12 protein-coding genes and 1 pseudogene are annotated in these 23,357 nt (G+C 37.6%); 7 read left to right on the plus strand and 6 right to left on the minus strand.

The window, feature by feature from the left end:
• The first annotated feature begins 34 nt into the window (after positions 1-34).
• Together rdgB and hemW are read left to right on the plus strand one after the other, a co-directional pair.
• Positions 35-682 carry an RdgB/HAM1 family non-canonical purine NTP pyrophosphatase gene (gene rdgB / locus BN338_RS04325; protein ID WP_039759381.1) on the plus strand — a complete coding sequence of 216 codons (648 nt, stop codon included), beginning with the start codon at positions 35-37 and terminating at the stop codon, positions 680-682.
• Complete coding sequence (hemW, locus tag BN338_RS04330) at positions 679-1,878, plus strand: radical SAM family heme chaperone HemW (RefSeq protein ID WP_039759383.1); 1,200 nt, start codon at positions 679-681, stop codon at positions 1,876-1,878. The genes rdgB and hemW overlap by 4 nt, the downstream gene beginning before the upstream one ends.
• Positions 1,879-2,736: 858 nt before the next feature.
• Here hemW and dapE read toward each other — a convergent pair.
• The 3 genes from dapE to BN338_RS04345 form a co-directional block, all read right to left on the minus strand.
• A complete protein-coding gene (gene dapE, locus BN338_RS04335; protein WP_039759384.1) occupies positions 2,737-3,909 on the minus strand; it encodes a succinyl-diaminopimelate desuccinylase in 1,173 nt (390 codons plus the stop codon).
• Positions 3,910-4,137: 228 nt separating this feature from the next.
• Entirely contained in the window at positions 4,138-4,878 is a 741-nt protein-coding gene (locus BN338_RS04340) for a M48 family metallopeptidase (RefSeq protein WP_039759386.1), read from the minus strand.
• A 32-nt stretch (positions 4,879-4,910) separates the two neighbouring features.
• Positions 4,911-5,690: an alpha/beta hydrolase gene (locus BN338_RS04345; protein ID WP_039759388.1), complete on the minus strand. Its 780-nt coding sequence runs from the start codon at positions 5,688-5,690 to the stop codon at positions 4,911-4,913.
• 193 nt (positions 5,691-5,883) lie between these two features.
• On the opposite strand from BN338_RS04345, the gene infC reads away from it, so the two are divergent.
• Positions 5,884-6,402, plus strand: a complete 519-nt coding sequence (gene infC / locus BN338_RS04350) for a translation initiation factor IF-3 (RefSeq protein ID WP_039759391.1) — start codon at positions 5,884-5,886, stop codon at positions 6,400-6,402.
• Positions 6,403-7,316: 914 nt separating this feature from the next.
• Positions 7,317-9,083, plus strand: a complete 1,767-nt coding sequence (locus BN338_RS04355) for an ABC transporter ATP-binding protein (RefSeq protein ID WP_039759392.1) — start codon at positions 7,317-7,319, stop codon at positions 9,081-9,083.
• A gap of 775 nt (positions 9,084-9,858) precedes the next feature.
• Here BN338_RS04355 and BN338_RS04360 read toward each other — a convergent pair.
• Positions 9,859-14,511, minus strand: a complete 4,653-nt coding sequence (locus BN338_RS04360; RefSeq protein WP_039759394.1) for a translocation/assembly module TamB domain-containing protein — start codon at positions 14,509-14,511, stop codon at positions 9,859-9,861.
• Positions 14,511-16,475, minus strand: coding sequence for an autotransporter assembly complex protein TamA (locus BN338_RS04365; RefSeq protein ID WP_039759396.1), 1,965 nt, complete (start codon positions 16,473-16,475; stop codon positions 14,511-14,513). The genes BN338_RS04360 and BN338_RS04365 overlap by 1 nt, the downstream gene beginning before the upstream one ends.
• A gap of 404 nt (positions 16,476-16,879) precedes the next feature.
• Between BN338_RS04365 and BN338_RS04370 the strand changes: the two genes are divergently transcribed.
• A complete protein-coding gene (locus BN338_RS04370; protein WP_039759398.1) occupies positions 16,880-18,412 on the plus strand; it encodes a YifB family Mg chelatase-like AAA ATPase in 1,533 nt (510 codons plus the stop codon).
• A 20-nt stretch (positions 18,413-18,432) separates the two neighbouring features.
• Here the strand turns inward: BN338_RS04370 and BN338_RS04375 are convergent, their stop codons facing one another.
• Complete coding sequence (locus tag BN338_RS04375; RefSeq protein ID WP_198003675.1) at positions 18,433-19,347, minus strand: transporter substrate-binding domain-containing protein; 915 nt, start codon at positions 19,345-19,347, stop codon at positions 18,433-18,435.
• Between the two features lie 901 nt (positions 19,348-20,248).
• On the opposite strand from BN338_RS04375, the pseudogene gyrB reads away from it, so the two are divergent.
• Together gyrB and BN338_RS04385 are read left to right on the plus strand one after the other, a co-directional pair.
• A pseudogene (gene gyrB, locus BN338_RS04380) lies at positions 20,249-22,682 on the plus strand (DNA topoisomerase (ATP-hydrolyzing) subunit B).
• 118 nt (positions 22,683-22,800) lie between these two features.
• Positions 22,801-23,357 (plus strand): ubiquinone/menaquinone biosynthesis methyltransferase (locus BN338_RS04385; protein WP_039759549.1); only part of this gene is annotated, 557 nt, incomplete at its 3' end.

The raw sequence follows: 23,357 nt of genomic DNA on the forward strand, positions 1-23,357 counted from the left end.
AAATAGTTCCCCTTTCATTTTTGGAGAAATCTATATGAGAAGCATAGCAGATAAAAAACTTGTTATTGCTACACATAACATCGGCAAATTACATGAAATCACCACTTTGGTTGCGCCTTTCAATTTAATCATACAATCAGCAAAAGAGCTTGGCTTGCCAGAACCAAAAGAAACAGGAACAACATTTGAAGAAAATGCTTATATTAAAGCTTTTGCAGCAGCAAAAAAGACGGGACTTCCTGCTCTCTCTGATGATTCAGGATTAGAGGTAGATGCATTGAATGGTGCGCCGGGCGTTTATACAGCTGATTGGGCAATTCAAGCCGATGGTACACGTAATTTTCCAAAAGCAATGCAAAAAATAGAAGATGAACTCCAAAAAATCGGAGCACGAGAAAAAAGCCAACGAAAATGCCGTTTTATATCCGTCATTTGTATTGCATGGCCTGATAACCACGCAGACTATTTTCGTGGATGCGTTGAAGGAACATTCGTTTGGCCTCCACGGGGAGATAAAGGCTTTGGCTTTGATCCTATTTTTTTACCAGATGGATATGAAAATACCTTTGGAGAAATGTCAACAGAGCAAAAACACAGCTGGCAACACAATGACATTCTCCCTCTTTCACATCGCGCACGCGCTTTTAAACTTTTGGCAGAAAACCTTTTGGCATTCTCATGAATGAACCTTTTGGCATTTATATTCATTGGCCCTTTTGTGCAGCTAAATGTCCCTATTGTGACTTTAATTCACATGTCCGCATCCATGGTGTTGATCAACCACGTTTTGTCACCGCCTTTGAGCGCGAAATAGAAACGCAGTACCATAAAATAGGCCCACGTCATATTACAAGTATTTTTATTGGTGGAGGAACTCCCTCTCTTATGGAACCGCAAACTGTTGATGCTCTCTTACAAGCACTGGCAAGAAAGTGGATACTTGATGATAAAGTTGAAATTACATTGGAAGCGAATCCATCCAGTGTGGAAGCAGAACGTTTTCGTGGATACCGTGCGGCGGGTGTTAATCGCTTATCTCTAGGGATACAAGCGCTCAATGATAAAGCATTGCGCAAACTTGGCCGACTCCATAATGTGGAACAAGCTCTTTACGCCATTGATTTAGCTCGGCAAATTTTTCCACGTTTATCCTTTGATCTCATTTATGCGCGCCCCGAACAAACCCTTGAACAATGGAAATCTGAACTTGTACAAGCCATTGATTTGGCAGCAGACCATCTTTCTCTTTATCAATTGACAATCGAAGAAGGAACCGCCTTTAAACGACTTTATGATGCAGGAAGGCTTATCCTCCCCCCATCAGAGCAAGCAGCAGATCTGTATTATCTTACCCAAGAAATAACAGCTTTGTATGGACTTCCTGCTTATGAAATCTCAAACCATGCCATGCCTGGTGCGGAATCAGCACACAATCTTCTTTATTGGCGTTATCACCAATATGCAGGCTTTGGTCCAGGAGCACACGGACGTTTTATTGAAAACATACCGTATTGTTCTTCCACCTTTTCAAAAACATCTTTATCACACCTTGAGAACCAAGAACGTTATGTCACAATTAATGAAAAACATCCCGAACAGTGGCTTGAATTGGTCGAAAAAGCAGGACATGGCTGTATTGAAACAGAACGATTAACCACTGAGCAACAGGCAAATGAAATGCTCATTATGGGGTTACGTCTTTGCGAAGGCTTTGAGCTTACACGCTATGAAACCTTAAGCTCCAAACGCATTCCAATGGAAAAACTTATCGATTTACAACACCAAGAATTGGTAGAAATGGTGAATAACCAACGCTTAAAAGCGACAACCAAAGGACGTATCGTTCTTGATCACATTATCAGCCAACTTGCAAACTAAATCTTTTATAAAAACACATTGATTTTAATGACAATTATAATTTTTTATAGCAAAAGCACGACTAAAATATCGTAAGATTTTTTCATTTCAAAACTATTTATAATACATTAATGACAACCATTCATTTGCCCCCCTTAAACGTAGGAAATTTTTTGAATAAAAACTATAAAAGGCGTAAAAATGCTTTTATGAACAGCTTCAAATGCCAAAAGCTACCGTAATATTTTGAGCTAAAAAGTCTATGATGATCTAATGTTCTTTTTCATAAGCGTACAAAAAGTGTTTTCCTGTAGATTGTATATTACACTATCCACAAGCACCGTTGAAGGTAACACACATTAAGAAAGTTTCTTTAAAACAAGCACGTGAATACAATATAATGATTATGTTGTTTTATATAAGAGCATGAAAACCATATTAAAACATATAGTGAAAATGAGCACATTTACGTTGTAGAAAATTTTTAGAAAAGCGGCATATTCTTATGTGTTTTTATGGCTTTAATCTGTCATCACATCAATTGTAATATTAACGTGCGTTGTTTTCCATACATGAATTGCGCGTTAATTTCTTCTCTACACCTTAAAGGACGAGTATTCTCAACCCAATCTGATCCAGTAAACAGCTCTACTTCTTAAAACAGCTTTTACTTAGTTTTCCATTGATGTGATTCACTGAACTAAAGGCTTTACGAACAAAAATTCCAACTTAAAAATGCTCACCACGTGCCCTAAAACCCCCTCATACAAATTAAGTCTCACTTTATACTACCAAACCTCAATGATAATGTTTTGCGGCAACAAAAGAATTTTATGGCAAAACAAGATAAAGATATTATTAAACCAAACAGTTCTTTCTTTATACAAAAAAATCAACAATAAAACGCTCATAAATAGCAGTGAGCGTTTCTACTGCATCAAGGGCGACACATTCATCTACCATATGCATCGTTTGCCCTGGTAAGCCAAATTCAACCACGGGGCAATAATCCTTAATAAATCGCGCATCTGAAGTTCCACCAGACGTGGAACATTCCGGTAAGCTCCCCGTTACACTTTTAATAGCATTAGATAAAACTTGAATAAGTTTATCATTTTTGGTCAAAAAAACATCCCCTAAACTTGGAATCCATTCAAGCTGATAAGAGGGATAGTGATCACTATTATTTTTTTCTTGCACCAAAGCAAGACGCTTTTCAATTTCTCCCATCAATGTTTCTTTTGTCCAAAGATCATTGTAGCGTATATTAAAACGAATCGTTGTCTGCGCTGGAATAATATTGACCGCCAAATTACCGGTATCAATGGTTGTTAGCTCTAAATTACTGGGTTGAAAATTCTCTGTCCCTTTATCTAAAACAGTTTGTGTTAATGCTTGAATAAGCTTACTTGCTAAAGGCAAAGGATTGGCAGCCCGTTCTGGAAAAGCAACATGACCTTGGCGACCTTTCACGGTAATGATACCAGAAATTGATCCGCGGCGACCAATTTTGATAATATCACCAACAGTCTTTACGCTGGTTGGTTCTCCCACAAGAGCCGCAGTCCATTTTTCGCCTTTTTTTTCTGCCCACTTGAGAAGTTTTACCGTACCATTAACAGCAGGTCCCTCCTCATCACCAGTAATTAAAAGGCTTATCCTTCCTTTAATAGACCGTTTCTCAAGAACTCGCGCTAGAGCCGCAATAAAACAAGCGATACCACCTTTCATATCAACAGCACCCCGCCCATATAATCTCCCCTGATCTATAACAGCTTCAAAAGGTGGATAAGTCCAATCTTCCAATGCGCCTGGCGGTACAACATCCGTATGCCCCGCAAACATAAGATGGGGTCCTTCGCTTCCCATTTTTGCATAAAGATTTTCAACATTATTGGTATTTTTATCCGTAAAAATGGGGCGCTCGACGTGAAATCCCATTTTTTTTAAAAATTGTTCCAAAGTTGATAATGCCCCTGCTTCATGAGGTGTAACAGAAGGACAACGAATAAGTGCCTGCAATAGTTGAAGTGGATTTGTAAGAACAGGCATAAAAAACTCCCCATTTTTTATAAATCAGCGAAACTTAAAATCATTACGCTGAATAACAAAAAAGATAAAGCAAAAACATTGAAGACACTCAGCAAACCAAGCAGGGGAGGACAATCGTGCTGAGAGCTTCAATGGCTTCCTCACCATACATGACAAAGCACACACACAACGAAATACTCAACAAAAAGTTCCCGCTAAATATTGCTTTCATTTGCAAGTTTTTTACACCTATAATTTATATGAATCAAAATTAATGGCATGCAGTCTGGGAGCATTTTCTTTCAACCAAGCACGATATGTTTTGCTATCAGGGCAAAGTTTCTCACAAAGAGCCCAAAATCTTGGCCCATGATTCATTTCAACAAGATGAGCAACTTCATGGGCAACAACATACTCAACAACTTCTTTTGGTGCCATAATAAGGCGCCAAGAAAAAGAAAGACGCTTATCGATTGAACAGGACCCCCAACGACTTCTCGTATCTTTATAACAAATGGACTTGACTTTACGCTCTACCTGATGAGCATAATGTGCCACTAAAGGCGTTATAATAAGTGCTGCTTGTTTTTTTAAAACGTCAGCAATGCGTCTTGGAAGATATTCTAATTGACCATAAACAATAATTTCAGGCCCTTGCTCCGCATCTGCTGTAATAATTTCTGTTACCCCACGTCCTTCTCTATGCTTTATGGTATGAGAAACACCCAATAAGGGAATTGTCGCCCCCTCTTTGAGATAAGCACTTTTATGAGAAATTTGTACACGAGCAAGACGTGCCTCAATCCAAGACCGATGTTTTTCAATAAAACTTTCAACCGCATAGGGATTTATCGCTGGTGGTTTTGTGACACAAATTTCCTGTTTTCTGGTATCAATACGTAAAGTAAGACGGCGCGCATACCCATTTTCCCGCACTCGTACAGGAATAGCGCGATCAGAAAAAATAAAATGCTTTTCAGAAATGCTCATATATTTATCTTCATTATCAATAAATGGCTCCTTTATTTTGCATTAATCTGATTAATCAAAGATCTCAAGGCTGTTTCAAGGCAATCTAAATCTTGTGGACGAGAAAAACGATGATCTGCATCACGAACAAGTGTTAATGTTACGTCATGGAGAGGCAAATGATCAAGTAAAGTCAATGTATGCTGATAGGGTATCTCCACATCTTCCATCCCTTGTAGAATATGAATTGGACAGCCAACATCAATACATCCTTTCATGACACAATTTTCGCGTCCATCTTCAATAAATGCTTTTGTAAAAGGAACAGGCTCCGTATAACTAATTTCAGATCGTTCAATATGCGCCGTTTCTTCCAAAATTTTCCACTTCTTCACACCTAACCCTGATTCTATCAATGTTTTTGTAAAATCAGGCGCTGGAGCAATCAATATCATACCAGCAAGCTTCTTATTTTTCTGCGCTAACAACGTAGCAAGCCTTAAAGCAATCCATCCCCCCATAGAGGAACCAACCAAAATTTGCGGCCCCTCACAATAGGTTTCAAAAACCGCTAAACTTTCTCTCACCCAACGTGAAATCGTTCCTTGAAAAAAATCACCCCCTGATTCTCCATTCCCAGAGTAATCAAAACGTAAGCAGGACAAATCATTCTTCTGGGCAAAACTATCAACGAACACCGCCTTATCCCCTAACATATCGGATAGATAGCCAGGAAGCCAAACCAAACCTGGAGAATGGAGACCTTTGCGAAAGCGTACTGCAAGAGCAGTGTCCTCAAACGAAAAAAACTGGCAAGGAATATTTTGATTCATGATTCTTTCCTCCGTAAAACAATTTCTTTAAATTAAGGGAAAAACTTTTATAATCCAAATCACTTAAAAAAGTAACAAATTAAATAATGAAAAAGACACGAATTATGGTTGTTTTTATGTGCATAATTGTATATTAAATTAACTGTAGTTGAATCAAAATTAAGGAGCATAAACCATTCGTAAACCGTTTAAAATGACACCTACCCAAAAAGACGGACCACGTTCAAATCAGGATATTCGGGTACCTCATGTTCAGCTTATTAATGATGAAGGACAACATCAGGGGGTTGTTGCAATACAAGAGGCTCTTGCTATGGCGGCAGAAGCTGGGCTTGATTTGGTTGAAATTGTACCAAATGCAGAGCCACCTGTATGTAAAATCATTGATTTGGGCAAATTAAAATATCAAACTCAAAAAAAAGCTGCTGAAACACGTAAAAAACAAAAGGTCATCGAAATCAAAGAAATTAAGATGCGCCCAAATGTTGATATCCATGATTATGGTGTCAAGCTCAAAGCTATTCATCGCTTCATTGATCATGGTGATAAAGTAAAGATTACTTTGCGTTTTCGTGGTCGTGAGATGGCTCACCAAGATCTTGGATTAAGGCTTCTTAAGCGTGTGAAAGAAGATACAAGTGAAATTGCCAAGATTGAATTGGAACCAAAACTTGAAGGGCGGCAAATAATGATGGTGATAGCGCCTAAATAGTTTTTCATTGGAATAATATCTGTGTGCAACTCATCAAAATGAGCAGACAGGTATCGTTTAGAAGTGCCACAGTGCGTTTTGTGGTGCTTTTAAATTTTTATAAATCTGTATGACCCTTTTAAGAGCTTAAATAATGCTTTTTCGATTCATAAGAAAAATGCATTATTGTACGTATTATTGGACGTTAAATGAGAGAGTGCGAACATCGTAAGATCTTCCCATTTCGACTCTTTTATTTATAGATATTTATAGAATTCAGCAAAAAATCATTCGCTTGTACATCACAAACAGAGATAATGTATAAAATATTAAAAAAGTAAAAATGTTTTTTGTGAACCATTTCAAATACCAAAAGCTATAACACTATGAAAACTGATAAAAGAATTTATGGTGTTGGCGTAAACTTCCAAAACCGTAAAATAATGATGCCCGTTAGCACTATCGTCCTCATCTGTTGCTTGCAATGACAATGTACTGATTTATAAAGATATTCATTGTTTTTCATGTTGAACAAGAGTCCTCAATATCGTAGAGCTCTTTCATTTCAGCTCTCTCTTATTTTAAATCTTCTCAATATGAAATCAAACAAAAATATTCGCTTGTGTGTCTAAGTGAGAGAGGAATTATATGCTTAGAAAAAAATCATCATCCTCTTATAAATCTTGACAAAAGACTAAGGGACAGTTGCAATATGGGAATGCCAATAGAATGATAGTATCCACGTCTTATATAAATGAAATAGTGGTGCACAGACCATTTATGGAGGATTTTACTTTAATACGAGGCACCGTCGCATGAAAAAATATGACGTGCATTGAGAGAAGAAAATTCTTTTTGTAAAAAAGATTAAGGGGCTTTTTAATTAAGGGCCCTTCAATCTTGCATAAAACTGCAAGAAAATATAGAAGCACTGCATGGCAAAAAAACAACTTTCCTCTTTTGATAAACATCTTATTATCCGCCTTTTGCGAGAAAATTTTCATAAACATGCGCGTTGGTACAGTGCAGCTATTATCTCAATGATCATCATTTCCTGCACAACTGCAATCAGTGCGTGGATTATGCGTGATGTTGTTAATTATATTGTTGATGCGCAGAATTTTTCTATGATCGTTTTGATTTCTAGCTTCATTGCTTTTATCTTTATTCTTAAAGGGATTGCAACTTTTGCCCAAACTTACTTTTTAAGCAAAGCAGGCAACAGTATCATTGCTGAACAACAGCGCAAAATTTATGCGCGCCTTATGGAACAAGGTGTCTCTTTTTATCATAATAACACGTCATCTGATCTGCTTGTTCGCGTAACCCATAATGCGACAGCCGTGCGTAATATCATTGATACGATTATCACAACTTTTGTACGTGATTTGCTTTCCGTTAGTGGTCTGTTGCTTGTCATGTTCATTCAAAACTTTGTGTTAATCTCCATTACTTTAATCGTAGGACCACTGGCTTTTTTAGGTGTTCGAATGGCTTTAAAACGTGTCCGTCGCCTTATGGAAAAAGAACTTCTTTCACTTGGTGAAATTATCAAAATCGTGCAGGAAACAGCTGTTGGTATTCGAGTCATCAAGGCTTTTTCACTAGAAGAAGTCATGAAAAAAAGGATGGACAAAGCCATTTGTGATGTTGAAAAACAAACAAATAATATTGCAACACTTGAAGCTATCACCAATCCGATTATGGAAACACTCACAGGTGTTGCCATTGCAGGTATTATTTGTTTTTCCGGTTACCTTGCAACCCAACGCGCAGGTGTTCAAGGTGAATTTATGTCCTTTATTGTTGCTTTACTTTTAGCTTATGACCCCGCAAAAAGACTAGCAAATGTCCGTGTCAAAATTGAATCTGGTTTGGTCAATATCCGTACGATGTTTGAAATACTTGATCGTCCCCTTACAGTTATAGAACATAAAGAAGCTAAAGATCTGAATAAAACGCAAGGAGCTATTCGTTTCGAACATGTTTCTTTTGCATATACTGATAACAAAATGGTATTGAAAGACATCAATCTAGAAATAGAAGCCGGAAAAATAACAGCATTGGTGGGGCCATCTGGTTCAGGAAAGTCAACCCTTATCAATCTTATTATGCGCCTCTATGACCCCACAAAAGGACGCATATTGATTAATGATCAAGACATTCGCTACACAACTTTTCGTTCTCTGAGAAACCTGATAGCCTATGTAGGGCAAGATACTTTTCTCTTTCAAGGAACCGTTAAATATAATATTGGGCTTGGAAAAGAAGGCGCTCGTGATGACGAAATTATCGAAGCAGCAAAAGCAGCAAATGCTCATGATTTTATTATGAATTTGCCAAATGGTTATGATACACAGATAGGTGATAATGGCTGTAATCTTTCAGGGGGACAAAAACAACGACTCGCTATTGCTAGAGCAATGATTCACGACAATGAAATTTTGATTCTTGATGAAGCAACAAGCGCGCTCGATTCACACACCGAAGCACAAATCAATGAAGCACTTCATCACCTTACCAAAGGGCGCACAACGATCGTTATTGCTCATCGCCTTTCAGCGATTGCTCGTGCTCATAAAATTGTAGTTATACAAAATGGACAATTGATTGAACAAGGGACTCAGAAAGAATTACTCGCAAAAGAACATGGGTTTTATAAAAAACTTCATAATATTCAGTTCAAAAAACACACACCCTAATTTCTAAGACTTTAAATAAAATTTAAAATAAAAAATGGATGGAAGCTAACATTCTATTTGTAGAACAAAAACGTTACCAAGGAAAAGTATTCCTTCAATCAAAGATTAGCAAAGAGTTTACGGTTTATTAAGAAAAAACTTCTTGAATTTAAATGAAAATTAAAAACTTTATCCGCTATTTTATTGAATGCAATTAATTTTAACAATGGCAACATATTGTTTATAAAGATAATTTACTGTTTCGCATGTTGAATGAGAGACTCGAATAGCGTAAGATTCCCTCGTTTCAAACCTGAGTATGTTGAATCAATCAAAATCATTTGCTTGCACATCACAAGCAGAGATGGCGTGTGAGTAAAAATTGTATAAGAAAGGGTCAAATTGCCTATAATGAACCGTTTTAAGTGCCAAAGGCTATCACAACACCTACAAGCTGGAAAATAGAATGATGGTGCCGACTTGCTCTTTATATTAAGCTTAAAGATGGGGATGCTTAATGGCTTTATCGTTATACTATACACCGTCGTGAAATGGGGGTGGAAGTGTTATAAGGTAAGGTATTTTTCTAAAATAAGTATACAACAGCAAAATAACATACTGTCTTTCGCGAAATTTTGTCTCTTTAGAGAATGTCATAAACAAAAAATCAGATATTTTAGATCGTTCTCTTCACATCGCAATAAAACACTTCTCCTTTGAGTCTATTCCTAGTCTAAGCTTCCTTCCTCAACTTTAGAAATGAGAGATAAAAAATAAAGAAATCGTTTTTTAAACTTTAGTAATCTCTTTCATAAAAGAGACCAATACTAGAATTTTGTTCATTTCCTATGGAACCTTTCGCTTTGAGATGACGCGAAATATCCAAATTAATTGTCCCTTTTGTCGTTCCATCAGACCCTGCTTCAAAACCTAAATAAATGTTATTGTGTATGTAGCGTCCAATACGTAAGCCTGTATTACCCTTTTCATTAACGATAACATCAAGATCATCAAGACCAATTTTAGCTCGTAAAGTGTTCAACAAAGATGTATTAGAAGCCCCCGCAAGATCAGCGGCTGCTGCCGCAAGTTGAGCAATCTGAAATGGCGATAGTTCATTAAGAGAGCGATTAAAAATCAAACGTGCCAAAATCTCATCCTGAGGTAAATTCGGTTGTGAAGAAAAATTAATATCAAGATTATCAATCGTGCCACTTACGGTTACAGTGACGCGAATGTCACCACTGTTATTGTTGGTGACAAAATAAACCGTGGGATTAAGATTACCGCTAAAACTCGCTTGTCCTTGATCAAAATTAAGACGTTGTGAAAGAATATCAAAACGTCCACGAATCATTCTAAATTCACCAACTGGATGCACATCATTTAATGGACCCGCTAGATGAATACGTCCTCCCAGTTCAGCATCTAACCCTTTTCCGCGTACAAAAAATTGATTACGTGCTGTAATACGCATATTTGATAGCACAACAGATGACGATTCTTCTGTGACATTCGGGCTTTTATTTGTGCTCTTAAGATCAGCACGTTCAAGTGTTGTTTGAATTGGTGTTGTTAAATTCTTATTTCTAACATCAAGAAACTTAGCATTTTTAAAATGATCAGGAACAAGAATTTCAGCTTTTTCAACGGTGATATCACCACCTATAACAAGATCACTCAAAAAATGACCTGTCATTTTCATCTCACCTGACAATGTTGCAAGAATCATAGAGCCATCATTATAATTGGCATTATCAAGATGAAAGATCAAATCTGTCTCTAGATCATGAGAGATACGACCTGAAGCAGAAACTCTTCCCCCTTCAAACGAAAAAGCTGAAGCTTTCTCTATAAGAAGATGATTGCCATTTAATTTGCCTTCAAGCGTTATATTATTCAATCCTACATTGGTTTTTGAATCAAAAAAGCTACCATCGCCTATAGAAATATTTCCTGTCAATTGTGGCTTTGATAACGCACCATTAAGTGCTGTATCAAGTCTTGCTGTACCTGTTATATTTGCACCACGCTTAGCCAATAAGAGATTAACAAAATCAAGAGGCATTATCCCTTTAACGTTTAATTTTGCCTCTGAACCATTAAGAGAAACAGGACCATGGATGGAAAGATCTAATCCTTTATCTCCTGTTGCTATTATATTTTCAATGTAAAATGTCGATTTTTTATAAGAACCACGAGCATTTATATTGATCGACATCGGTCCTTTAGGTGTCATAGCGCTTAAACTTTGACTAGAAAGCTCAAAATGAGCAGATGGATCTTTCATTGTCCCACCAACATCAACTTTGCCTATCAAGGTCCCATCAAAAGCTTGTCCTGCAATAATACTATTTGCCAAACGTGCAGATAAACTTTGTAAATTAATATGGAGATCAAGCTTGTCTTTGTCTAAAGATACAAGCCCCTGAGCTTGTGCTTGTGCTCCTTCTCCTGTTAAACTTGCATTCAAAGTAAGATTTTGATCTAAGGTTTTCCCCGTAGCAGAAAGCGAAAAAGGCATAATTTTTTTATCTTGGAGAGCAACAGTTGTCAGTCCCTCACCTTTTATATCGTAGGTTATATCAGGTTTTTTAAAATGCCCACGAATCATAACCTGTCCTGTCACACGCCCTTCTGCTCCAAGATCGGATTTCCACAGATTGGCTAAAGTAGCAGGAAGAGCATCCGCAGTAAGTCGCAAATTCAGAGTATCTTGAATATTCCCTGCAAGGGTAATTTTACCGCCATTTATTGCAATTCCTAATTCATTAATGGCCATTCCATCTTTATCAAAAATAATTATCGATGGTTTTGGCAATGTTGCATGAAGATTGTGTTGATTTAAATCCATGGCTGCAATTTGCACTTCTCTTTTTATGCCTTCTGGAAGTTCCACAGCCGTTACACGACCAGAAAGATGAGCCTTGAGAGTATCATGCAACATCGCTTGAACAGTAAAAACCGTTTGTCCATTATTTCTATTGGCGTGCGCATTTAAATGATTGACCATTATCAAAGGTGTTTGAACATGTTCAGCATTGATAACGCCTTCAAACTGAGTCATGCCAAAAGGATCAAATATATCAGCATCTATGGCTAATTTTTTTATTTTATTCTTAGCAAAATTCAAATGGTTAACATGCGCCTTCACATTGGCTATTTGTTTGCCATTTTGTTCATCAAAAATAAAATCTCCTTTTACTTTTCCACCCCCATCTTGCAAAAATAACGCTGAAAGTACTGAAATATCATCGGCATCAATATGCAACGCTCCCTTTAAAAAACCTCCAAGTTGTTGAGAAAGATCACCCGTTATTTTTGCATTTCCCCCTTTAATATCGATATTTTCAAGTTTTCTCATTTTCTGAGAATTTTGAAAAGAAGCAGATAAATGCAGAGGTTTATGAGCAAAAATTCCTTCACCTTTTACACTCCCCGTTAACGAAGTAATCGGTGCTGTATTATCCATAAGTGCCTTTATGTTAAGTGTTGTGTTTTGAAGTTTCTTCCCAACAACTAACGCTTCAGAAATATGAGCACTTGTATTTAATTTTATATAGCTATTGCGTCCTCTTACTGTCCCTTGAATTGTAAGTGCACCGCTTATCTTCGGATCTAATTTGGCCAAATCAAATATCTGAGCAGACAAATCCATTTTAGCGCTTTCATTTGAAAAATAACCATCAGCTTTTACATTGGTGTATTGATTTTTCAAATTCAAATGACGTAACGTGAAGCCATTCGTATTTCGAGCAGCGCCACCTGAAAGAGTGATATTTCCTTTGAATAAACGATCAATAGGTTGCACGCCTATTTTCATATCGTCAGCCATTCCTGATAATTTCAGATCAAAAGTGCCACTCAATAAACTGACCGTTCCTTTGGCTTTAATATCTGCACTACCAGAGAGCGGTTGTTTACTGAATATTTCCAAAGGAGTTAATGTTTGAGCCTTTAAACCAAGATCGCCTTTGACAACAAAATACTCCATTGTTCCTTTTAACCAAGAAGAAAAACCCTGAGCTGTAACACTAAAGTCATGAATCACAATTGGTTTATTCGAAACAATATCCGTATCTAAATGCACATGAACCGCTTGGCTTAAATCTTCTACTAAGGCTCCTTTAATCTTTTTTATTCCTTGAAGCGTTCCATTAACCTGAACACCAACATGACGAGAAGCTGCATTATCAAGATTTTCGCTTACTCCTCCCATATCAAAAACTGCATCACGAATATAAATATTTTTATTGCTCAAATGATGTACAACCAACCGCCCATTCCAAGATTGTTGCCCTTCGCGGCCATAATCAATGTTCAAAGCAAGAGTATTCGCAGGTTTTGGCGTTTTTGATACAGGTAAATGAACAGAATCCTTTTCATTATCAAAAGCCATTTTGCCATCGACAAAAAGCCGCCGCAAAAATCCATCGGCTGTTATTTCAGCATTGGCTAAAACATTTATTTCTTTACTCTGAAGTACCATCTGATCAAGATGTGTCACACCTTCTCTTGTCCTCTTTGCCTCTGCTTTTAATGTTATACCAGATTTAAAAATGTCATGATATTGAGAAGGCATTAAAGGATTCAGTATACCCTCTAGTTTCGTAGAAAAATTGTATCCTTCTGAAACACTTGCAAGAATAATATTACCATCTAAAACAGAATGATGATCGGCTTCTAAAGAAAGTTTGATAACCAGATCATCAAAAGTCCCTTTACCTCCAATGACGAAGTTTAATGCTGGGCGTTTTTCAATGTTAAAAACATTCGCCAAAATACCATTTTGTGGTTCATCAGCAGAGATATCAATTTGAGCTGTACGAGCGCTCTCAGATATCTTGGTAAGAACAGAAAAAGAACCCGGTGCATCTAAACGATGCGCTGCTATATCAACATCAAAATTACCACTCGCCAAAGTGACATTGCCTTTTAAGGACATATCAGCAGGAAAACCAAAAAGATTCTGTTCAAACGTCACATGTCGCGCTGTAAGCATATTGATAGAAAGAGCAAATGGCAATTTTGGGAGAGAAAATTTACCCATCTCAAGGGAGGAAACAAGGGAAGAGTTTCCTTGCGGTTTGCGTAAAAACGTAACCTGTTCTGCCGAAAGTTGATTAATATCTATCCGCCCTCTTAGCAACGCTAGACGATTCCAATCCATTTTAGCATGTGTAATTTTAAGCCAGACCCCCTTTTTATCACTGACAGTAATAGCATCAATTGATGTTTGAGAAGACAGTGCCCCTTGTATATTGTATAAACGAACTTGACGATTAGGCGCTGAAAGCTTGCGTTCAATTAAAGAAACAAACCATGAACGATCATCTGTTGTCTCTTCGTTAGAGGGAAGACGGCCTTCTCTCTGCGCAAAAACAAAACTACCTACCCCAAAAAACAAAAACACAAAGAAGAAAGCTGATAAACGTACACTTTTTTTCATTAAAATGCTTGTCCTATACCCACATAAAAACCAATGCGAGGATCACCCTGCTCTCTCTTTAAAGGAAAGGCTAAATCAACGCGTAAAGGACCAAGACCCGTCATATAACGACCTCCTATACCAGCTCCCCATTTAATTTTTTGAGAAAAATCAAATTTAGCTTTCTCCCCTACAATACCTCCATCAAGAAAACTGACAAATCCTATTTTATCATTTAAAGAAACACGCAATTCTGCCGCACCTTCAATAAGCGCTCGTCCACCAACGACTGCATCATTTTCTACTTTGACACCAATATTACGGTAAGCATAACCACGAACAGATCCACCACCACCAGCAAAAAAGAGCGTATCCGCAGGAACTTGTGCTGTTTCATTCCCAAGAATCGTACCAATCTTTGCCCGTGCCGCAAAAACAAAACGATTCCCTTCATCTAGCGCCCAATAAGACCGACCTTCTGCCGTTATTTTTGTCACAAAATTGTTAAACCGCATTTCATAAAAAGGCTCAATCAGAACTTCACCATATAACCCTTTTGTTGCATTGAACTTATTATTACGACTATCGTAAATCAAACCGGTAGGGAAACCAATTGTTGTAAAATTACGATTCCCAAAATAAATATCACGTGAGTAACTATTTGAAATTTCTACAGCAGTCTGTCCCGATAAATTACTATTGAAAATATGCCTAATGCCTAATTTCCCTTTTATAGCTTTTGTTGTATAATTTTCTAAAACATCTTGCTGTATTTTTAATTCTGATCTGAGATCTGTATCAGGCGTGAGGACACCAGGTTTTATAAACGTACCACCGAAAAGATAATCAAAATTTTTGAAATTATATGATTTTTTTTTGTTGCTGCCAACACCACTCACTTTTGTTTCAAGTTTCAGAACTTCTGCGTGGCCAAAAAGATTGTTATGCATCCAATAAGCTTCAAAACCAGCACCATCTAATGTTGAATAACTGCCACCTATACCGAAACGACGCGGTTTGCGTTCTTGTACGACAAGCATAAGCGGTAAACTGCCATCTGGGTTAATGGTATCAGCCTCACGTATATTGATAGCACGAAAAACGCCAAGGCGCGCAAGACGCTCATTTGCCTTAGCTAACGCATCGGAATCGTATTTCTGACCTCGCTTCAATCCAGTCATCCATGCAATATAAGCTGAATTTACACGGGGGGGCTTACTTATATTACGTACACTTAAAGGACCATAATAAGCCTTTTGTCTAGGATCAACAACAATCCGTCCTTCAACACGCAATGCAGCATGGTCAGCTACGATATCACTTTTTATAATTTTAGCTTTAGCATAACCTTGTTGACGCCACCCTTCTACCGCCCATTTTTCTGCTTTTAAAATGGTTTCAGATTTAGCAATCGCTCCAACTTTATACCCCAATTCTTCAATTGTGGGCATTTTATGCGCTTTACGTTTTTCATAAGGAGCTATTTTATCAATATTTGCAAGGCTAAAAATATATTGTGGACCAGCATTAATCGTAATAACGATATTGGATTGTGCTGGAAGTTGCGTTACTGGACTTAAATCAGCAGCTTCTAAGCCATTAATCTTAATACTAATAACACCACCGTAACGCCCATCAGCATAAAGAGCAGAAAGAATAGCCCGATAATCTGAACGCGCTTTGGCTAACAAACCAGATGAACTCGCAGATGCTTTCTCTTTATCAGCAAAGAGAGAAGAGACAGATTTAACTATTTTTATACCTTCTAATGGTGCTCCTGGTGGTGTAATAATATCAACTTTATAAAATCTCTCTGTACTTTTGACATAATGTGAAGAAGAATTTGTTTTCTTTTGACCCAAAAAAGGGATGCCGAAAAAATCAAATGCAGCAAGTGGCTGTGGAAAAGAAAAAGCAAAACACAAGCTTATAAATACACAGCGCACAGTTCCTGATTTTAAAAAAACTCTTATCTGGCATACCATAAATCAGATACCTTTAATACACTTTGTATCTACTACACTTTAAATAATATAAAATAAAAAAGGTAAATATAACTACTTTGCACACTTTATACGTTTTATCACATCAAATAACACTCTGCGATACATAACGTCATCCTCCCCTCATATCTTCACAAAATTCTTCCCTGTTGTATCACACAAACAGCCTCATTCCTTTTTCTTAACATATTAATTTAGCTTATTATAAATGTTTTATTACGCTCCATATTATCATGGTTAAATTCGTATAAATAACTTGCCATGAGAACGCTATAAAAACCTGCGTACGTATATAGATCTATCCATTAAAAAAACCATAGAGATGCTTCTTGATTTTTATGCGTAGATATGATTGTCTCTCCAAAGTCTAAAGGGGGGGGAGATAAATGATAGCACGGATTACAACTGTTGCTTTTCGGGGTCTAGAAGCAGTTCCTGTCGATGTACAGGTTATGATTTCTTCCGGTAAAATAGGAATGGCTATCGTTGGATTAGCTGATAAGGCAGTTGCAGAAAGCCGTGAACGTGTAAAAGCTGCCCTTCATGCTTGTGGGCTTTCTCTGCCAACCAAACGAATTACAATTAATCTCGCACCAGCTGATTTACCTAAAGAGGGATCACATTATGATTTGCCGATTGCCATAGGCTTAATGCTCGCTATGGGAATCCTCCCTCCTGAAGTAGCGCAAGACTATGTCATTTTAGGTGAATTGTCACTGGATGGTTCACTGAGCGCTGTTAATGGTGTTTTACCCGCTGCTATGACAGCAGTGTCACTCGACAAAGGACTGATTTGTCCCTTTCAATGTGGACCTGAAGCAGCATGGGCAAATGCAGAAATAAATATTCTTGCCCCAGAGACTCTTCTCACTATCGTCAATCATTTTAAAGGAACCCAAATTCAAAAACGTCCACAACCGCGCCAATATACTATCGAAACTGAATTTCCAGATCTTTGCGAAATCAAAGGACAGAAAACAGCCAAACGTGCCTTAGAAGTTTGTGCTGGTGGACGCCATAACCTTTTGTTTGTCGGTCCTCCTGGTGCTGGAAAATCTATGTTAGCGCAACGCTTACCTTCTATTTTACCCCTTCTTGATAGTCGTGAACTTTTAGATGTTTCTCTGATTGCTTCTATTACAGGAGAAACAATTCATAATACCATTTCACTTCATTGCCCCTTTCGTGCTCCACATCATTCTGCTTCTATGGCTGCAATGATTGGTGGGGGGCTTAAAGGACGACCGGGAGAAGTTTCACTTGCCCATAATGGCGTATTATTTCTTGATGAATTGCCTGAATTTTCTCCGCAGGTTCTTGATTCTCTTCGTCAACCTTTAGAAAGTGGAGAATCGGTTATCGCTAGGGCTAATCACCATATCAGCTATCCTGCTCGCTTCCAACTCATTGCTGCAATGAATCCTTGCCGATGTGGTATGGCAGGTGAAAAAGGCCATGTTTGTGCTAAAGGAATACGTTGTCAAATCGATTATCAATCCCGTATTTCTGGTCCACTTCTCGATCGAATTGATTTACGGATTGATGTTCCTGCTTTGACAGCGATGGACCTTATACAACCAGAGCAATCAGAAAAAAGCTGTGATGTCGCAAAACGCGTCGCACGGTGTCGTGCCATTCAAGCCAAACGTTTTGCAAAACTAGGGTTTAACCATATCCGAACCAATGGCGATTGCCCTGCTAAAATTATAGAACAAATTGCCATTCCTGATAAAAATGCCGCCATACTCTTACGAGATGTGAGTGAAAAAATGCACCTTTCTGCACGTGCTTATCACCGCATTCTCAAAGTTGCGCGCACAATTGCTGATCTTGATGGAGCCGATAATCTTTCACGTCATCATCTCGCGGAAGCCATCTCCTATCGACTCGGTACGGAAAGATTAACAGCTCTTAACTAAAAAAACTAAAAAACTGTTCATCAGTAAAAACTTATTGGAAAATAACGCAAATAAAGCTCTGTAAGTTTACCATCCTCTTCCAGAGCTTTGAGTGCATAATTGAGGATATCAATCAATCTTTCGTTCTTTTTTGCAACAGCAAGCTGCATTCCTTGCCCCAATAACTGTGGTGCCATATATACTCCTCCAACAAAATGGCAGCAATCAACAGATTTTTGATTTTGGGCCCATAACGATAAAGCAAATCCATCATCAAAAATAAGATCAATTTTATGCTCCTGTAAGGCTTTATAGAGCTCTTCTCTCTCTTTAAACCCTTGCCATTGGGCTTTAGGAAAATAATAATGAAAGAGCTTTTCGTGAACACTTTTAGACAAAACACCACTGGTTAAATGGACTAATTGATTGCTTATTGGTTCATCGAGATTTAACTTTCGAGAAGCAAAAAATCGCGCTGGAAAGCGCAAATATGACTTTGTAAAGACAAGATCTTGCTGGGTTTCACTTGTTTCCTTTAAACCAGCAATAATGACTTCTGCACCACCATTTTTGACATGCTCCACAAGCTCGTTCCAAGGAATAACTTCTACTTCACAAAATTTTTCTAATTTTAATTTTGAGCAAATAGCGCGCAATAAATCGATATTATAACCTGCAAGATGCCCCGTTTGATCAAGAAAATTAAAAGGAGGAAAATCAAAAGTTGTTACAAAACGCAAACGAATAATACCCTTGGTATCAGGTTGTATCAAATGTTCATGTGAATTAAAAAAAGAAGGCAGCTTTCCAGCTATTTCAGCTTCCGCGTAAGAGGAAAATAGAAATCCTCCTGCTACAAATAAAATACGAATAAAAATATTGTATAGATTATTGAGTAAAAAATACCGTAAACACCACTGAAGATGTTTTACATGTATAGGTTTTCTTATTTTCAAAACTTCTCCCCCATTTTTCAAAATTAAGACGAAACTCTGCTTAATTATTATCTAACGCACTTCACCAAAATATCTTTCGCTTAATCCATAAAACCCTTGCACTTTTCTAAAACTGTTAAAAATTTTCATATATTTTTAAAATACATTGAAAATGCTTCTTAAAAAAGTGCGCGAATAAGACGCAAAATGGCGTTTTATTTTGAATGAGAGATGTGATTTTCATGGACAGGAATAACGCAAACAAATATACACAATATTCTTACCTCAGTTTAACATACAAAAATTTAAGCAACTTAGAGAACGCGTAATATTAACTTCATTAGAATTGAATATTGATTTATAGGTAAGAAAGTAAAAGCTTCGTTAGCGTAACATAAAGATGCACAACTCATTTTGAAATATTACGCATATGCAAAAATAGATAATAATATCACTCTTCACATAATTTTAAAATTTACGTTTAAAGTTCACGTAAAACGTAATTGATCTCGTCCCCAAAGTTTAAAAAAAAAGGATTCCTCCCAAGGTTATTCTGTAAACAATCGGCTTTTCTCGATAAATGACGCTTTTAATTCCTTTAGTCTTCCCATTCATGTGATTCACTTAAACTGAAGGCTTTCAAGCCCTACCCTGAATATTTACCACGCACTATAAAAATACTTAAATATATCAAAGAGGTGCTTACTTGTCTTATATTATTGTCCTCAATGACGGTATTTTACTGTATATATGGTGCCATATCATTTCATCATTCTTTTCATTATATATCGACAGATATTGAATCTAGAACTGATATACGATAAATGTTTAATGTGGTTATTCCATAAATAACTGATCAGAACATTGAGCTTTAAAAAAGCAAATAAAATATTGTAAATTGAACACAGAAATGGACTAACTTATGAGTGATGAAATAACCTCACCGACACAAGGCGATGACTATGGCGCCGCTTCTATTAAAGTTCTCAAAGGTCTTGATGCTGTACGCAAACGTCCTGGTATGTATATCGGTGATACTGATGATGGATCAGGGTTACATCATATGGTCTATGAAGTTGTAGACAATGCTATCGATGAAGCTCTAGCTGGTCATGCAACTCTTGTAAACGTCACACTCCATGCTGATGGTTCTTGTTCTGTTCGTGATAATGGACGTGGAATTCCAACAGATATTCATCCAACAGAGGGCATTTCTGCTGCTGAAGTTATCATGACACAGCTTCATGCCGGCGGAAAATTTGATCAAAACTCTTATAAAGTTTCAGGTGGATTGCACGGTGTTGGTGTCTCTGTTGTGAATGCACTCTCTGTTTGGCTTAAATTACAAATCAGACGAAATGGTAAAATTCATGAAATATCATTTACCCATGGGGTGGCCGATGCGCCACTAAAAGTCGTTGGCGATTGTGATCAAGAAAGTGGAACAGAAATTAGATTTTTACCAAGCTCTGAAACCTTTACTATGGTTGAGTTTGATTTTGAAACTTTAGAGCGTCGTTTACGGGAATTGGCCTTTCTAAATTCTGGGGTTCATATTCTTCTTGTTGACGAGCGTCATGCTGACATTAAATCCGTTGAGTTGCATTATGAAGGCGGATTAGTAGAGTTTGTTAAATATATTGATCAATCAAAAAAAGCGCTCCTAGACACGCCTATTTACATTGCAAATGAAAAAGATGGTATGAGTGTTGATGTTGCTCTATGGTGGAATGATTCCTACCATGAAAAGGTTTTGTGTTTTACCAATAATATTCCTCAGCGTGATGGTGGAACGCATTTAATTGGTTTTAGAAGTGCTCTTACACGCCAAATTAATGGTTATGCTGAATCTTCAGGGATTGCCAAAAAAGAAAAAGTGAATTTAACCGGTGATGATTGCCGTGAAGGATTAACAGCTATTCTTTCTGTCAAAGTTCCTGATCCTAAATTTTCTTCACAAACAAAGGACAAATTGGTTTCTTCTGAAGTGCGCCCTATTGTTGAAAATTTAGTCAATGAAGGTCTTTCGATATGGCTGGAAGAACATCCTAATGAAGCAAAGCTTCTTATTAGTAAAGTAGTGGAAGCTGCAACAGCACGCGAAGCAGCACGCAAAGCACGTGAACTCACAAGGCGAAAAGGAGCGCTTGATATCACTTCTCTGCCAGGAAAACTTGCCGACTGCCAAGAGCGTGACCCTACAAAATCAGAAATCTTTATTGTCGAAGGAGACTCGGCAGGTGGTTCAGCAAAAAGTGGGCGCTCACGTCAAAATCAAGCAATTTTACCTCTCCGCGGTAAAATCCTCAATGTTGAACGAGCACGCTTCGACCGCATGCTTTCATCTGATATGATCGGAACACTGATTACAGCTCTTGGAACGTCTATCGGTAAAGATGAATTTTCACCCGATAAATTACGCTATCACAAGATTATTATCATGACAGATGCTGACGTTGACGGAGCCCATATACGCACTCTGCTGCTCACTTTCTTTTTTAGGCAAATGCCCGAATTGATTGAACGCGGACATCTTTATATTGCTCAAGCCACCTCTTTATAAAGTATCGCGTGGAAAATCTTCTCAATATATTAAAAATGAAGCAGCCTTTGAAGAATTCTTGATGGATACGGGACTAGAAGAAACAACACTTGAGCTTTCAACGGGAGAAGTTCGTGCAGGGGCTGATTTATATCAACTCGCTAAAGATGCCCGTGTATTCCGTCAGCTTTTAAATGGTCTTCATACCCGTTATGACCGCAATATTGTTGAGCAAGCAGCTATTGTTGGTGCTTTTAGCCCTGAAGCCTTTGCAATACAAGAAAAAGCGCAAAAAATAGCAGAAGCTATTGCACACCGCCTCAATCTTATTGCTGATGATATGGAACAGGGGTGGAGTGGACAATATATAGAAGATGGAAGTTTATGTTTTGAGCGTATTTTGCGTGGCGTTAAAGATGTTATCACGCTTGATGCAGGGCTTATAAACTCAGCAGATGCACGTCAAATTGATCGAATTTCCCAAAATTTTAGCGACGTATACCATCCTCCTCTTCTTTTACGTCGCAAAGATAAAACAGAGCGAATTTTTGGACCTATGAGCCTCTTAGAGAGCATTTTTACAAATGGTAAAAAGGGTATTACTCTTCAACGCTATAAAGGTCTTGGGGAAATGAATGCTGAACAGCTTTGGGAAACAACCCTTGATCCCAATGCGCGTTCTCTTTTACAAGTGAAAATTAATGATGCAACCGATGCAGATTCACTCTTTTCTCGTCTCATGGGTGATGAAGTTGAACCTAGACGTATTTTTATTCAAGATAATGCCTTAAGCGTTGCCAATCTTGATATCTAAAGGTATTCTTTTGTTTTTAGCTGTATAAACGTCACAGTTTTATACGTTATTTTTTCGTATTTGAACATTACCTTTCTATTTCATTTACGATAAAAGAAAAATAAGGAAGGTCATGTATATGGCAACTGAAACAGAACGTGTAGGAGCCAAAGGGGGTATGGAACACTTTTTTGGTTTTACAAGAGTTGATGAAACACAAAAGCAATCCATGGTGGATGGTGTGTTTCATTCTGTTGCTGAAAATTATGACAAGATGAATGATATCTTATCCTTAGGACTACACCGTGTGTGGAAAAATTCTATGGTTGCATGGCTTTCTCCACCAGCGCTTTCTCATTGGAAAGTTCTTGATGTCGCTGGTGGTACAGGTGATATTGCTTTTCGCATCCTTAATGCTTCACGCCAAAAAGCTCATGCTACGGTGCTTGATATTAATGGCTCTATGCTCAGCATTGGCAAACAACGTGCAGAAAAAAATGGTCTTGCCCCTCTGATTGATTTTGTTCAAGCCAATGCAGAGCATTTGCCCTTTGAAGATCAAAGCTTTGACGCTTACACGATTGCTTTTGGAATTCGCAATGTTCCTCATATTGATCAAGCCCTTAAAGAAGCTTTTCGTGTTTTAAAGTTCGGTGGACGTTTCTTATGTTTAGAATTTTCAAATGTCGAAATGCC

The sequence above is a fragment of the Bartonella queenslandensis AUST/NH15 genome (genome assembly GCF_000312585.1).
Classification (GTDB): Bacteria; Pseudomonadota; Alphaproteobacteria; order Rhizobiales; family Rhizobiaceae; genus Bartonella; species Bartonella queenslandensis_A.